Source organism: Xenorhabdus sp. NBAII XenSa04 (assembly GCF_963866145.1).
Classification (GTDB): Bacteria; Pseudomonadota; Gammaproteobacteria; order Enterobacterales; family Enterobacteriaceae; genus Xenorhabdus; species Xenorhabdus indica.
On record NZ_CAWMEB010000428.1, the window covers coordinates 1 to 15,060 of the forward strand.

General features: G+C 38.2%; 8 protein-coding genes and 2 pseudogenes. 6 read left to right on the plus strand and 4 right to left on the minus strand.

Features of this window, described 5'->3' with window-relative positions:
• Together AAC147_RS17860 and AAC147_RS17865 are read left to right on the plus strand one after the other, a co-directional pair.
• Nucleotides 1–1,750: thioesterase domain-containing protein (locus AAC147_RS17860; protein WP_047683371.1), on the plus strand; the 1,750-nt coding region annotated here is incomplete at its 5' end.
• Between the two features lie 187 nt (nt 1,751–1,937).
• Nucleotides 1,938–3,611, plus strand: coding sequence for a cyclic peptide export ABC transporter (locus AAC147_RS17865; RefSeq protein WP_047683373.1), 1,674 nt, complete (start codon nt 1,938–1,940; stop codon nt 3,609–3,611).
• A gap of 207 nt (nt 3,612–3,818) precedes the next feature.
• Here the strand turns inward: AAC147_RS17865 and AAC147_RS17870 are convergent, their stop codons facing one another.
• From AAC147_RS17870 to AAC147_RS17880, 3 genes and pseudogenes are all read right to left on the minus strand, one after another.
• Entirely contained in the window at nt 3,819–4,172 is a 354-nt protein-coding gene (locus AAC147_RS17870; RefSeq protein WP_052189625.1) for a hypothetical protein, read from the minus strand.
• Between the two features lies 1 nt (nt 4,173).
• The gene (locus AAC147_RS17875) at nt 4,174–4,707 is read right to left on the minus strand and encodes a hypothetical protein (RefSeq protein ID WP_231571499.1); all 534 of its coding nucleotides are present in this window, start codon (nt 4,705–4,707) and stop codon (nt 4,174–4,176) included.
• Nucleotides 4,708–4,777: 70 nt separating this feature from the next.
• Nucleotides 4,778–5,365: pseudogene (locus AAC147_RS17880) on the minus strand (tyrosine-type recombinase/integrase); the annotation flags it as partial.
• Nucleotides 5,366–5,370: 5 nt separating this feature from the next.
• Between AAC147_RS17880 and AAC147_RS17885 the strand changes: the two are divergent.
• Together AAC147_RS17885 and AAC147_RS17890 are read left to right on the plus strand one after the other, a co-directional pair.
• Nucleotides 5,371–6,008, plus strand: a pseudogene (locus AAC147_RS17885) (IS1 family transposase).
• Between the two features lie 597 nt (nt 6,009–6,605).
• Nucleotides 6,606–7,052, plus strand: coding sequence for a GNAT family N-acetyltransferase (locus AAC147_RS17890; protein WP_047683375.1), 447 nt, complete (start codon nt 6,606–6,608; stop codon nt 7,050–7,052).
• 12 nt (nt 7,053–7,064) lie between these two features.
• On the opposite strand, the gene AAC147_RS17895 is transcribed toward AAC147_RS17890, so the two are convergent.
• Nucleotides 7,065–8,132, minus strand: coding sequence for a PfkB family carbohydrate kinase (locus tag AAC147_RS17895; protein WP_047683433.1), 1,068 nt, complete (start codon nt 8,130–8,132; stop codon nt 7,065–7,067).
• A gap of 803 nt (nt 8,133–8,935) precedes the next feature.
• Between AAC147_RS17895 and AAC147_RS17900 the strand changes: the two genes are divergently transcribed.
• Complete coding sequence (locus tag AAC147_RS17900; RefSeq protein WP_231571501.1) at nt 8,936–10,618, plus strand: ShlB/FhaC/HecB family hemolysin secretion/activation protein; 1,683 nt, start codon at nt 8,936–8,938, stop codon at nt 10,616–10,618.
• Between the two features lie 98 nt (nt 10,619–10,716).
• A complete protein-coding gene (locus tag AAC147_RS17905; RefSeq protein ID WP_047683377.1) occupies nt 10,717–14,976 on the plus strand; it encodes a hemagglutinin repeat-containing protein in 4,260 nt (1,419 codons plus the stop codon).
• Nucleotides 14,977–15,060 lie beyond the last annotated feature (84 nt).

Consider the following 15,060-nt stretch of genomic DNA (forward strand, 5'->3'; position numbering starts at 1 on the left):
TAACGATAGTAGCAATAGTAGCGATGTCTCAATCAAACCAAGTTCGCCTTTTGACGCGAATCCTGTGCCGTTAAGCCCTTCAGGCAGTTTACCGCCATTATTCTTGGTACACGAAACCACAGGTGATCCGCTGGCTTATTCGCTACTAGCCACTTTGCTACCGTCAGAATTACCTGTCTATGGGTTACAGGCACTGGGCTTCCACACAATAGAAAATCCACCAACGTCTATTGAAGAGCTGGCCGCTTGCCATATCCAGGCTATTCGTCGGGTTCAATCCCATGGCCCCTATTACCTTGCAGGTTGGTCAATCGGGGGGGTTATTGTTTACGAGATGGCTTTGCAATTGATTAACAGTGGTGAGGAAGTCAAATATCTTGGAATGATCGATTCCTATAACTTGAGCGGGCTCAAAATTGATACTGCAAGTGGATATAGTCATGAACTTGATATTGATGTCAACAAATCGATAAATGATACGCAGAAAGATATCGATATGATTATTAATTACTTACGTGATCATATGGACATTGTTGATGAGCCCGACTTTGATAAACTTTATCATATTAAAGACTTGAACGAAGTTCTTGCTTTTTGTGAAGAACGCCAGTGGCTGCCAATGGGTATTACAAAAGAGGATGTCCTCCTTCGTATCGATACCCAAAGAACCATTTTACAATTTGGTCGCAGCTATATTGCTCCCGCATCATCGTTACCCATCTATCTCTATACAGCAGATAAGTTACCTTCTGGGTACGACTCTTGGCGTGGTTGGCGTGATATTGTCGGAGAGCATTCTGTACTTCATCCTATTGGTGGAACTCATAGCACTATCATGCAACAACCTTTGATCAATCAATTGGTCGATTCGATCACTGAGCATTTGCTGCCTACTTCCTATGCTCCAGGTGTCATTATCCAAAAAGGGACTGCCTCTATTCCCCCGCTTTTCTGTATTCCTGGTGCAGGTGCCAGTGCCTCCAGTTTTATTGCATTGGCATTGTCACTTCCGTCCCAGCTACCTGTACACGCTTTACAGTCTCGTGGCCTAATAGAGTCACATCTTCCTCCTTATATCAGCGTTGAAGGTACGGCTCATGCTTATGTTCAAGCGATCCGTCAAATGCAACCTCATGGCCCTTATCACCTGCTAGGTCATTCCTTCGGCGGTTGGATAGCCTTTGAGATTGCGTTACAACTACAGGCACAAGGAGAAAGAGTGACCGATCTTATACTCGTTGATAGCAGAGCCCCTGACTTACAGGATAGTGTTCCGAAAGCTGTTGGCCGTGTTGAAACATTCATGAAATTGATCGATATCTACAACATGATGCTGACTCAACCATTACCGTTTACGAGAAAAGACTTCGAAAACCAGGAATCAGATGAGCAGATTCAGCTCCTGCTGAGAACGTTGGTGAATGTCGGTATTTTCCCTGCGCATGCATCGATGTCACTGTTGCAAGGTATCGTTCAGGTTATGCAAGCTAATTTGAATGCAAATTATACACCTTCTGCCCGCTATGAAGGCCTCGCTCATCTGATTAACGCCAAAGAAGGAGACGTTGATGAAACAGAAAACCGCAAAAATATGTGGTCCAAACATGTCACTCAGCTAAATACGATGATCGTATCTGGTAATCACATGACTATGCTGTCCAACCCACAAGTTAAACAATTTGCCACTTGGTTATGGGAAGAGTTGGATTATGTTAATAACCCTAATCTTGAAAGGCACTTCATGAAGTAAAGTGACTCAACGCTATGACTTTAGCCAGCCTTGCGGGGCTGGCATTTTATCGCTTTCTAACCAATCTGGTCTTTAGGTGTAGTGACATAGGAATTTGCTTACCTGATATCAAGTGATTCCTCAGTATGTTATTCACCAAAAAGGATAGATACACCAGCTAGTTATGCACATAATTTATGGACTATAAATGAACACTTCGACAATAAAACAACCAGCCCATCAGATCTTACTCTCACTTTTGTACCGTTCGCGCTGGGCACTTGCCATTGCTGTTTTTGCTAGTATCGTCAATGGTATTTCCAGCGTCTCTTTGATTACTCTAATTAACAGAGCAGTGACAATCCCCAATGATAACTATTCTTTGCTCGCTTGGTATTTTGGTATCCTGGCTGTGCTGGCTATTACCTGTCGCATACTGAGTGGCGTGATTTTCGCTAAATTAAGCCAGAATACAATGGCGAAGATGCGCCAACTTATTTCAGAACGCGTTGCGCGTGCCCCCTTTCGCCAGATTGAACTGCTTGGTTCATCTCGAGGTCAATCTATTATCACAGATGATGCAACTAATGTATCAATGTTATTCTTCACCTTACCCAATATCATAATGCAGGGTTCGATCGTACTAGGCTGCCTCAGTTATCTGGCTTGGTTGTCCTGGCCCGTGTTCTTCTTGGCATTGGTTGTGGTCATCATTGGCTCACTCGGTTACAGCCTTGGCGGAACCAGAGCGATCAATTCATTCAAGGAAGCGGGTAAGGCGCAAGACCGTCTCTTCAATCACTTCAACGCCTTATTTTCTGGTGCGAAAGAGTTGAAGTTACACTTCTCACGTGCTCAATCTTTTTTTACCCACTCGCTTGGCAGCGAGATTGATGCGGTACGCCAGCATCGTACTCGTGCTTTTAGTGTTTATGCCTTTGGCGCTGGCTGGATCCTCTTCTTATTTTATGTGTTTTTAGGCGTGGTAATATTTGCCCCGACTGTGATACCAGGCCTTGAAACAACGACTCTGGCTGGCTATTTGATTATCTTTCTGTTTATGCTGATGCCTTTGGATGGGCTACTCAACAGTATCCCAGCACTGAATGCAGCTCGTGTATCGCTGAATCGCATCGGAAATATACTTTCTGAATTGAATGAACAAGATTACTTTGGCCCGCAAATCTGTGCTGACGAGTTCGGTGAAGTTCACTCACTACACTTGTCTGGCATTACCCACAGCTATTATCGAGAGAGAGAAGATGAAGTATTCCAACTTGGTTCCATTGATATGGAACTTAAAAGAGGAGAAATTACTTTTCTGATTGGTGGTAACGGCAGTGGTAAAACGACACTCGCCAAGCTATTAGTTGGCCTCTATACACCAGAAAGCGGTGTCATTACTGTTGATGGACATGCCATCACTGACAGCAATAGAGCAAACTACCGACAATTATTTTCAGCGATTTTCTCTGATTTTCACCTTTTCGAAACATTGGTAGGCTTGAGTGATGCAGATTCGACATTAGATGCGCGTGCTAACGCGTTGCTCGCTAAACTACATTTAGATCACAAGGTAAAGATTGAAAATGGTTGTTTCTCAACCCGTGATTTATCACTGGGACAACGAAAACGCCTCGCCTTGGTGGTTGCTTATTTGGAAGACCGGCCATTTTACCTATTCGATGAATGGGCTGCTGATCAGGATCCACTGTTTAAGACCGTATTCTATCAGGAATTACTGCCCGAACTAGCAGCACGCGGTAAAGCAGTACTGGCTATTACACACGACGATCGCTTTTTCCACTTGGCTGATCATTGTATCAAGCTGGAAAATGGTCGACTTCTTATCAAGGACGACAGTACCGTAATAGTTCAGTGATATTACTGGATGCAGTGGGTTTTACCAATGAGAAACTCGTAAACCCACTTTCTGGATCATTCGCACTGATTTTTGTTTCCCTTGCCGTTTTTAGAAACTGGTTTCAGACTTTTTCCAGTTATTTTTCGGCCTTCATGAGCGGCTCTTAAAAAAGAAGAAAGCCGGAAGATCACGCGGATCTTTCCGGCTTTTTCAATATATCAGTATTTATTCATCGTATTCGATAGTTGCTTCTAAGGCAGCTCTAAGCCAGTCCCAAAATGACTCAAAGTTACCCACGTTTTCATACCCTTCACTTGAAAAATCATGAATGATAACAACTTGGTTGGGATTAGCTTTATCCCAACAAGCGACATCATCATTATCTTCTCGACGAGCGAAAGGAATAATATCTCTATTTGGATATCTTTTTTTCAAGCCATCAAAGCGAACTCTAAGCCGTTCTCCTTCCAAAATGATCCAAGGATCAAAGTCGAGTAAGTTTTGTTCAACTATCCTTGTAAATTCATGTGGATAAGAAAACCATTCTGGAAGTTCTGATTTTGTTAATAGTTGTTCCATACTAATCAAGAGATCCTATAACAGGTGAACCATCAGGATATCTATTTCTATATCCTGCACTTTGTTTTCCTATGCGAAGATTAATAGCTTCTTTCCATGTTGATGGAGTGCCTTTTTTGGTTGTAAAACGTTCGACAAATTCTGTTGGCAGTGGTGATGAACCATCATGAATTCGGGCTTTAACATTAACACCAGCTCTTGATGCAGCTAAAACCCTAGTGTTATCTATTGTTGTCAGCCCGCCATCTTTCATTCTAACTACATCAATTGGATCTCCAGCCCAACCTTTATTCTTCATGCTTTGAGTTATGTCAGCAGCACCATTAACTGAGTTTTGGCTAAATCTAATGGTTTTAGGGTCTAACTCAACCACTTCTGGAGTTTTAGGTTTTACAGGTTCCCCTTTGTTTCCTTTTCCACCTGCCAGCCCCAGAGGATCAACCCAAGATACCGGATTATACACATACCCATAAGGATTCACCCCACCCAGCGATGCCGAACAGCGGGGGCGCCAGACATAATGCAGATTGCCCATTTACCCCCGCCTACGCCGATGCTTCCGGGCAGTCCGGCCACGGTCTGCCCCTGCCCCGCACCCAGCGAACTCAACGGGGATTATCGGGCTGTCCGCTGCCATCGCGGTGTCGGTCTGATACGGTAATTTCCGCAGGTTCAGTGCATGAGCAGCTCTCCGGTGGCTCGGTGTCGGCGTTCGGCTGCTGATTATCCGCCCGTTCTGCTGGATGCGTCTGCTGATGCACCCGCTTTAACTGTTTGATGGCGACCCGCGTATAGATCTGGGTTGTGTTGATCTTCTCATGCCCCAGCATCGCCTGGATATGCCGGATATCGGCACCGTTATCCAGCATTTGCGTGGCCATTGAGTGCCGGAACAGATGGCAGGCGCCCGGTTTGTCCAGCTGTGCCTGTTGACGGATGGCTTTGCCTGCGATCTGCGTCAGATGCCCCAGACTCAGAGGCCTGCCCTTTTGTGAGATAAACAAGTAGCCGCTGTCGTACTGTGCAGCCAACTGAGGCCGGACATGTTCCAGATAGTGCTTCAGCCAGCCCAGCGCCCGCTCACCGATAGGCACAACCCGATCTTTATTCTCTTTGCCCTGATTCACCACTACCGCACCACGTTCGAAGTCGATGTCGCCCCGCTGGAGCTGGCGTAACTCCATGCGCCGGATGTGATGTGGTGAAAGGACATGGAAAAGGACGTACTGGGCACCCCGTTATCACTGTTATGCCTGCCGTAAAACCTTTCAACTGAATTACACCTATCAAGCCTGCCATCCCGGCATGAAAGAGCAGATTGTTGATATGGCAATGAATAACTCTGGTGTCAGGGATACCGCTCGCATTCTGAAGGTCGGTATTAACACGGTCATTCGCACACGAAAAAACTCACGCCAAGAAACGTAACCACGTGCCACTGGTAGGGAGTGATATTCAGATTATCGATGAAATAGACGAGCAAGGGTCGTTTGTCATCAGTGTTGGTTCTGGTATGCCTGGGAACCGAATATGAAGCGAGTCATCGCACATGTCTTGGATGATCGCAGCAGGAAAACGTTGGAAAAATTGCTGACACTTCTGTCTCCTTTCAACATCCAGTTCTACTGTACGGATAATTATGCCGTTTACAACTGCCTTCCTGAGGGAAAACATCTCACAGGAAAGGCATTGACTCAACGTATCGAAAGAACCAATCTCACCCTGCGTATTCGCATCAAGAGACTGAATCGAAAAACTATAGACTATTCTAAATCCGAAGAAATGCACGATAAAGTGATAGGCACGTTCATCGAGCATGAATACTACCTTGTTTAACCGATCTAACTATTGGGAACATGACCATCAAAACCACAAACAGTCCTACGACTACTAATGATGATGCCGATCTAATTCGCGGTAAAATACCTATTTGTGTCAATAGATTAGGTAGTACAAGTGAAGATAAATCTATTGGAATGGCTGGTGATAACGAAACACGACCTCATAATGTGGCATTCAATTATATAGTGAGAGCCGCTTAAGTCTGAGTCAGTCGCATTGAACAGAATAATTTCAATCCACAGAAAGTTGCGGGTGTAATTCGGTGAATCACTCATCAATAATAACCCGCAACATAGTGTTGATTCCAAATTGGATCTTCCGGCATCTAAACACAGATGTCTAATCGATACACTCTGGAATTATCATACATCCCACCACCAACAGAATATTCCCAAGCATACAAGAATAGAAAGAATTGGGTCATAATGAAGAAGTTCGGATTATTAAAACCCTTTTTATCAAAAAATCTCTTTACAGAAATTTAACTAATTATTATGAATATAAATAAAAATGTTAAGGTTTACACAAAAAACTTAAGTGATTCCTTATACAATTTATAAATGGTTATAAATATTTTAAGGGAAAAATATAGTGCAAAATCCATATTGGGAAAAAGAAAACTATCGAGTTTCAACAGATAAATCACTATTAGATATCACGACTATCCACCAGTTTCTTACACATTCTCATTGGGCTAAAGGAATTGATCTCGAAACAGTACGGTGCTCTATTGAAAACAGTCTGGCATTTGGATTGTATGACAAGAACGTGCAGATAGGGTTTGCTAGATTCGTGACAGATTTTTCAACTTTTGGATACCTGTGCGATGTTTATATATTAGAAGAATATCAAAAACAGCAGCTAGGAAGCTGGTTAATGACATGTTGCCAATCTCACCCTATTATTCAACGATTACGAAGAATAATGCTGGTGACTTCATCCGCGCATTGGTTATACGAAAAGTTTGGCTATTCTCCTGTTAATCGTGAAAATTTTGTCTGGCAAATATTTCGTCCAGATGTTTATGAAAAAAATTGATACCAAACAAGGCTACCGATGTTTAAATTTATTGGGGAAAATATCGATATTTTCTGATGACAGGGTAAAAGCAGAACATTGTTGAGAAAATTGAACACTATCTTCCAGTGTCATTCCGGCCAGCCAGCAGTGAGCAAGCCCTGCCATCATCGCATCACCGGCTCCATTTGTATTGACGACATTACTCATTAATGCGCGTGAATAGCCTGCTTTATTATCTAATTCACTATAATACACACCTTCAGCATCCATACTTAAAATTATTCGTTGGACACCCTGTTGATGAAACCAAGATGCAGCAATGGCTGCGTCCTCCAATGTTTCAATCTCAATACCACTGAGTATTTTGGCTTCGGAGCGATTAGGTTTCAGAGTATGGATATAGGATAGCCAATGGCGGATATTAGATGCTTTGAAGGTGGAAACAGTATCAACAAAAATCGGAACATTATTAGCGTGGTTGAATATCCATTCCAATGATTCCTGAGATAAATTGCAATCAAGAACTAATACACTGGCATTTTGGATAAGTTTTTTAGATTGAGTCAGTAATGAGGGAGTAAGTTTATTCAGAATGCTCATATCATTTACAGATATGATACACTTTCCATTTTCATCAATAAATGAATTGCAGATTGATGTTTTTTCATCATCCAGCTTATGTAAATATTTAATATTAACGCCAGATAATTTTGTTTGTTCTGACAGAAGCTTACCATGTTGGTCGTTGCCAACGACAGAAATTAAATAACTTTCATTTTTTAATGCAGCAATATTCTGAGCGATATTTCTCCCGACCCCACCGGGGGTCGAGATTATTTTCCCTGGGTTGGAATCATCAAATACTATTTTAGCAAAGGTATAGCTGGTTATATCTATGTTAGTTGCTCCAATCGTAACAGCATAAACATCATTGGACAAAATATAACCTTTCCCTTTGATGTAACCTTTTTTACTTAGATTCATAATATGTCCTGCAACACACGAGCGACTAATTCCAAGAATATCTGCAATTTCTTGCTGTTGGATAAAAGGGTCTCGTTTTAAAATTTGCAGTATTTGATTTTCCCTATTTGACATATTATGACCTTGGTTACTTTTTGTATTCATATTTTTATTTCATATTGAGTGGACAGTAAAGGTTATTTTTATAATTTATTCGGCTTTTGAGAAAGTGATCGTAAGTTTGGTTGGATTGATTTTTTGTTCAAATTGTGATCTGAATCAAAAATATTATTCTGATAAATCAACAATGTTTAGGATAATAAAAGTGTTCAGATTGTAAACTATATTTTATTCTAAATAAAATTATTTTATATCAAAGTGTTATGGTTAAATCTGTTTCTCACAAACAAGTGTTTGGTTTTTATGGAACAGCCTTTGATATCTTGTGATAACGAAAGATACTTCATATATTAATATATTACATTCACATAATGAAATTAAAAAATTTGTGTAAACCTGCCTAATGCTATCGAAAACAAGTCTGGTTTCTGTATTGTTAGATAACAACCCTGATATTTAAGTCTATCTTCATGATATAAGATGTTTTTCACAAATTGCTTTTATTTAAATATATATTTATTGTTATTCATCTGAAGAAAATATTTTATTAGTTTGATTATATTGATAAAAATAGATTATTGACTTTATTTCTTATAATTTTCATAGGGATAATTAACGATTTTTTATTGAGTCAATATTATCAAATGATTGCGAATTAATCTTTTTATTATTGGTGTTTATGAATTGTTTGTATTTTTTTTGTAAAACTATGGCAATATGCAAGTGCTACATCTGATGTTAATTAATTGTGATTAAAAATGACCAGCGTGAATTAATATATTAATGATAAGTATTAATTGATTATTTTGGTGCCCTATATGATGATTAGAAAATTCACAATAATATTTATATTTTTAATACCGTATATTTCTTTTACAGCATCCGCTTCTCCGGTAAACCTGAATGAAAATCTATCACCATCTGTTGTGAGTGAAGGAATAAATAATTTACAGAACAGTGAAAGGGAGATTAACAAACTCATTGAACAGAGGCTGCATCAGGCAATACTCAATCGATCAGAAGAGAATTCTGCAAAAAAATCATTACCAAAGCTCGTGGAGTCAAAAAAATGTCTGCCAATTAGTGGCATTTATATGCAGGGAATATCATTATTGTCAACCTCTGACCTGAAAACGCTAAGTGCTATTCCTAGTGATTGTATTACCAGTCATTATATTAATAAATTAGCATCAGAAATTACGAATCTTTATATTCAGAAAGGCTATGTTACAGCCAGAGTAAAACTCATTCCGCCTGATTATGATAAGACATTAGGGATCAGGATCATAGAAGGTTTTGTTGAAGATATTCGGGGAGGGGATCGCTGGGTTAATAGTCAAACTCTTTTTCCTGATTTAAAGAATAATCCATTAAATATACACCAACTCGATCAAGGGTTAGATCAGGCAAATCGTCTGCAATCAAACAGAACTACATTGGATATCCTGCCTGGTACAGTCAATGGAGGGTCTATCATTCTCTTGAATAACAAACATAGTACGCCCTGGAAAGTTTCTGTGACAACTGATAATTATGGACAAAAAAGTACCGGGAAGTGGATGGGAAGGTTAAATACCAGTTTTGATAGCCCATTGGGATTATCGGATTTTATTAGTTTCAGTGGAAGCTCTACATTAAATAATTCTAAAAAAAAACATAACCATTCTTATATATTACTTTACTCACTTCCTTATGGTGAGATGACATTCAGCGGATTTTATGTTGATTCAAAATATAGAAATAAGATGCAATTACAGGTTAGATCAATAAATATAAGAGGAAATGCTGAACAAGCAGGAATGCGGGCTGATTGGGTATTTCATCGTAATCAAAAGCAAATAGATACATTAAGCACACAGGTCGTATATAAAAAAGGAAATAATTATTTAAATGATGAAAAACTCATAACAAGTAGTGAAACCGTTAGTCTTGTTTCTCTTAGTGTCAATCACTTACAAGTTATTCCTACAGGTATTTTTACCTTTGATATTGGAATTAATAAAGGAATGCCATGGTTTGATGCACAGACAGTTATGGACAAGGATTTTATTAAAGGTCAAATGTCACTGAATCTGAAAAAGAGCTTTATACTGTTTAAATCATCCTATTTTTTTGATAGTGAACTTTATACGCAATATAGTCGGAATCGGTTACCGGCTATGGAATGTATAGATATTGGTGATAAAAATAATATTCGAGGATTTAATGGAAGTTTCTTATGCTCTGATAATGGTTGGTATTTAAGGAATACATTGTCTTATCCGATCCCTATACCTCAAGGCTCTCTGACATTAAGCATTGGTGGAGATTTAGGACAGAGTAAAAGTTATAGCAATAAAGGTGAATGGATAAATGCTATAGGGCTGAATGCCGGGATGACATTACGCTACCAACAATTGTTTGCTGATATTCAAGTCAGCCAAGGAAAAATCTTGTCTCCACAATATCGGGGGCTTGATAATCCTATACAGCTATTAACACGTTTCTCTTACAGTTTTTAATTTTTAAGTAATTATTTTCACTTTTTTAAATCTATTTTTTTGATTACACAGAGTTTTTGATTACACAGAGTAATAATTAGAAGCACAGGAGTCATTATATGAAAAATACTGATTTTAGATTATCACCTACTGGTCGGCTTGCTGTGTCAGTGGCAATTATTATGATCTTCAGTTCAAATAGTTTTGCCAATGGGATCACACCCGGAGGTGATCCATCACACCAACCTGATGTAACAAATGCTAAGAATGGCGCAGTGGTCATTAATATTGCTACTCCTTCAGAGTCAGGCTTATCGCATAATCAATATGAAGATTTTAATGTTTCTAAAGATGGTGCAGTTTTCAATAATTCACTAATAGACGGTAATTCGCAATTGGCAGGCAAGTTATTGGCTAATAATAATTTGCATGGACGGAAGGCAGAGATCATTTTAAATGAGGTTATCAGCCGTAATCCTTCTTTATTACTGGGTAGACAAGAAGTTTTTGGCGCGGCGGCAGATTATATATTAGCAAATCCCAATGGTATCACTTGTAATGGGTGTGGTTTTATCAATACAAATCAGTTATCGCTAGTTGTAGGTAATCCATTAGTTGATAAAGGTGTTTTGAAAGGGTTTAACACATTTGACGGTAAAAATAGTCTGAAAATTGGTGAAGGAGGTTTGGTACATGATGCTATTATAAATCTTATTGCCCCCAAAATTAATAGCCTTGGTAAAATCAGTACCAACCAAGATCTTAATATAATAACAGGTCAAAACAAAATTTCTTCTGATGGTCAACTATTGGATACAAAAAAATTAGCAGTAGGTTTACTTGATAGCTATTATTTAGGCAGTATGCAGGCTGGCCGTATTCGGTTATTAAGTACAGATAAAGGTAGTGGTGTTAATCTGCAAGGCGAGATGGCCGCTGGTGGTGGTATTAACATTGAATCCAAAGGAGAGTTAAAATTGGAAGGAGCCAGGCTGAAAGGAGGTGATCTTGAATTAAAAGGTGACACTATTTTATCCCAAGGAGCCTTAGGAGAAGTTTCTTTCAAAGATGAAAAGTCAGAAAGCTATTTTATGAGCGGAAATAGTACTCGTAAGGAGAGAAAATTACAGTCTATTGCTCATACCAGATTAGAAGGTGAAAATATTACATTGAATGCCCAAAAAGATAATAAAATTATGGCAACAGATATTTATGGCAACAATATTAATCTAATCGGTGAAAATCTGAAATTAGAAGGGCAGAAATATAATCAGCATACTGAAGACAATGAAGAGCAATGGAAATTTTTATGGAAAGATAGTAAAACTAATAGCTATGATAAATTTCAGCAGGATGGAGATAATATTCGAGCTAGCGGTAATGTGAAATTAGCTGCGACAGGTGAGGATATTAAAATAGAGGGTGGGCATATTGATGCAGATAATAACATCATATTATCTGCTAAGCGTGATGTGGTAATAGACAATTTGATAGAAGCTGAAAAAACAAATAATAAAGAATATATCAGACTTGATTCTGGTAAATTAACTACAGGGGATAAAGAAAAAGGTTACTCCACCCAGAAAAATATCAGAAGTGATTTGAATGCTGGAAATGATCTGGGTATTGAAGCAAATGGTAATATTAAATTGATTGGTACTAAATCTCACGCTGACAATAATTTAATTATTAAGGCAAGTAAACAATCTCAAATTATTTCTAAAGATTTTGATAATAAATCGACAGATAATGATAACGTAACATACTGGGGTGGAATTGCAGGAGGGAAGAATAAAAATAATTACAATGAGATTAAACAGAATCAATCCTCTGATGTAACAGCAGATGGGTATATATTCGTAATAGGTGATGATGGAATTAAAATTACCGGAAGTAATATTAAAGCAGGAGAAGGTGCATACTTTGAAACAATTAATGGAAGCTTATTAATTGATAATGCCGTTAATTATCATAAAAATAGTATTGATGAGAGGAATGGAACTGTTTTTAATATTACTAAAGATTCCAATAAAGAAAAAGAATATAAAGAGACGGCAATACAAAGTCAGGTTATTTCTGATGCGGATTTGAAATTACTCAGTGGTAAAGATATTCAAGTCGTGGATAGTTTAATAAAAAGTGCTAATGCATTGAATATCAATGCACTTGGTGATTTAAAGGTTTCCTCTTATGGTGAGAAATATGATCGGCAGAAAATAGCATCTTTGCTTAAAGCAGGGTTTATATTTAAACCTGCTACGAAAGATAAGGATAAAGATAATGGAAAGCTTTTTGATACTGGACTTATTATTAATTATACCAGTGATAGTCAGCAACAAGGAAAAATAACACAAAAATCATCGGAGCTTAACGGGAAGAATATTTCCATTAATGCAGGTAAAGATGTTACTGTTATCGGATCAGATATAGTCACGACAGATGGTAATGTTGATATCTTAGCTAATAATATCTCTTTCCTTTCTGCCGATAATGAAATTTCGAAAAAGCAATCTCATTCATCTACTGGTGTTGGTTTAGTGTTTTCTTTAGGCAAGGGGGGAATTGGGGCTACTGTTGGTACTCAATATGGCAATATCAATAGCGTTCAACAGCAGAAAAATGCAAGAGTTTCAAAAACGAATATTGCCGGTGACATCAAATTACAGGCAAGAAATAAATTAGAGCAACAGGGAACTCAGCATAATATCGCCGGTAATTATGATGTTAACGCTAATCGTATAGAGAACCGGGCGGCAGTAAGTAGTACTACTGAATCTTCAGGTGATCTGAAAGTAGGAGGTGCTCTAGGCATTTCTTTGGGGGTAAAAAACAACTCTCCCGGTGTTGCTCTTAATATTTCCGCTAAGGGAGATAATCACAAAGAACATTCCAGCACATCAAATGCTGATGTTACTCTAATAAACGCCGATAATATTAATATTAATGCTAAGGATGATGTCTATGACCAAGGAACGCAATATCATTCAACTAATGGAAATATAGAATTAAAAGCAAATAATCATATCAGTGAAGCTGCGTTTAATCGTAAAGAAAAAAATGTTTTTCATACGTCAGGTAACGCAGGTTTACAAGCAGGTTTTGACATCCAGTCTCAGGATCTTGTTGTGAAAGGGGGAGGAAAAGGGGGTGCATCGTGGAGCTCTCAATCCAGCTCTGACGCTATAGTCAGTGATTTCAGAGCACAGAAAAACATTAATATTCAAGCTAAGCATAATGCCAAATATCAGGGTACATCTTTTGATGCTGAGAGTGGAAAAACTATCATCAATGCGGGAGAGAATATTACTTTTAATCAGGCAAATAATACTAATAAGATTTCTAATACAAATTATAAAGTGGGTATTGAAGCTCAGATAGGGGTTAATGTTGCTACCGGTGTTGTCAATTCTGGATCTGTCTTTGTTGGTGCAAAATATGCTACAAATGATGAAGATACGATAATCGCAAAAAACAGTAATATTAAAGGTGAACAAGGTGTTAACTTAACTGCTGATAATAATCTATCCTTACAAGGCACAAATGTTTCTGGTTATCAGATAGATTTAGCAGCAAAACGGGGTGGAATTATTATTACATCAGCGCAAGATATTACAAGGAAAAATAGTCTTCAAGTTGGTGGTGAAGGAGGATTCGCGGCTGCAATAACGGGTTCTAAATTAGGTCAACTTGGTGTGAAGGCTTATGGAGAATTCGGCAAAGGTTATGCAAATGCAGTTACCAACCATAACAGCCAGATTACAGGTGAAACTGTTACATTAACTAGTGGAAAAGATACAATACTCAAAAGTTCTAATATTGTAGCAGATAGCGTAAATGGTAAAATTGGAGGTAATCTCAATATTGAAACTGTTAAGAATACAAATAATGGACAAAAGACATATGTAGATGCTGGAATTATGTTTAATAGCGGCAATTTATTTAATGATAAACAGCCAACCGGCATTTTTGGGGTGTTGAGTAAAATCAAAAGTATTCTAATCGGGACAAAAGATAAATTAAAGGTTGATTACGAAAAATATGATGATGAGGCTTTGGCGAATCAGTCTGGTATTTCTGGTGCTAATAGTGTAGATCTAAGCGTAGTGGGTAAAACTTATCTGACTGGGGCGAAAATTGACAGCACTAATAAACCTGTTAATTTGAATACTCAGGAAATAGAAAACCATTCAGTAACTGCATATAGTAAAGGAGAAAAAGTATCAGTAAAACTACCTGAATCACCTATTGAATTTATAGCGAGTTTGCCAGAAGTCATTTACAATATTGCAAATAAAAAAATTCCATATACAGATATTCAAAATTATGATGAAAAAAGCAGAGCGCTTGAAAGTGAAGTAAAAGGTTATAAATTAAAGTGAGTATTGTTTTATTACCATTCATAATTAATAACAATGGCACAATTAATATTGTTGCCATTGTTACTTTGAAATTTAAGTCAAAAT

Coding starts and splice junctions, on each gene's coding strand:
- AAC147_RS17865 (WP_047683373.1), top strand. CDS start 1,938: ATGAACACTTCGACAATAAAACAACCAGCCCATCAGATCTTACTCTCA.
- AAC147_RS17870 (WP_052189625.1), bottom strand. CDS start 4,172: ATGGAACAACTATTAACAAAATCAGAACTTCCAGAATGGTTTTCTTAT.
- AAC147_RS17875 (WP_231571499.1), bottom strand. CDS start 4,707: ATGGGCAATCTGCATTATGTCTGGCGCCCCCGCTGTTCGGCATCGCTG.
- AAC147_RS17895 (WP_047683433.1), bottom strand. CDS start 8,132: ATGTCAAATAGGGAAAATCAAATACTGCAAATTTTAAAACGAGACCCT.
- AAC147_RS17900 (WP_231571501.1), top strand. CDS start 8,936: ATGATGATTAGAAAATTCACAATAATATTTATATTTTTAATACCGTAT.
- AAC147_RS17905 (WP_047683377.1), top strand. CDS start 10,717: ATGAAAAATACTGATTTTAGATTATCACCTACTGGTCGGCTTGCTGTG.